The 625-nt window shown below is 49.9% G+C and carries 1 protein-coding gene; it reads right to left on the bottom strand.

Translation table 11 applies throughout. The features are described 5' to 3' along the window. On the bottom strand, positions 1 to 574 hold a 574-nt coding region (locus A3849_RS04405), incomplete at its 3' end, for a transposase (protein WP_143191736.1). Positions 575 to 625 lie beyond the last annotated feature (51 nt).

Below are 625 nucleotides of genomic sequence, written 5' to 3'. Positions count from 1 at the left end.
CAGCCAGGTCTTTGCCTGAATTCTCTTGTTCTTCCTGTTCTTCTGCCGTTTCAATGGCAGCGAACAGGGCATGCACCTTATCCTGCAGTTTGACTTTGTGTTTACTGACGGCTTTCCCCCAAACAAACGTGTAGCGATTGGCATTGGCCTCGATTTTGGTTCCGTCCACAAAGTAATGCTCCAGGGAAACGTATTTTTCGTCAGCCAGAAACTGAAGCACGGCGGTAAATACCGTCTCAAGGACATTCTTCATTCGCTGGGAACGGAAGCGATTCAGCGTGCGGAAGTCGGGTCGCTGCCGCCCGGCCAGCCACATGAAGGGGATATTCTCCCGAATGGATTTGGCGATTTGGCGAGAGGAATAGATGCGCTGCGTGTAGGCGTAAATCATGACTTTGGTCAGCATTTTAGGATGGTAGCTGTCACGGCCACCACCTGGGTAGGCCGCGTCAAAAATGCCGTCGTCCAGCCGGTTAACGGCGGCATTGACGATACGAACGAGGTGATGTTCTGGAATATCTTCTTCCAGATCCATTGGCAAGCAAAGTTGGTCCATGGTATATTGAATGTACAAAAGAAACCTCTCCTTTGAAATGGTTGTGTGGTAACTCCATTTTACCAAAGG

It is taken from the genome of Paenibacillus sp. P46E (assembly GCF_001909095.1).
Taxonomy (GTDB): domain Bacteria; phylum Bacillota; class Bacilli; order Paenibacillales; family Paenibacillaceae; genus Paenibacillus_AQ; species Paenibacillus_AQ helianthi.
Note: the sequence above shows the minus strand (reverse complement) of the source record. Positions and strands in the feature narration are given on the sequence as shown.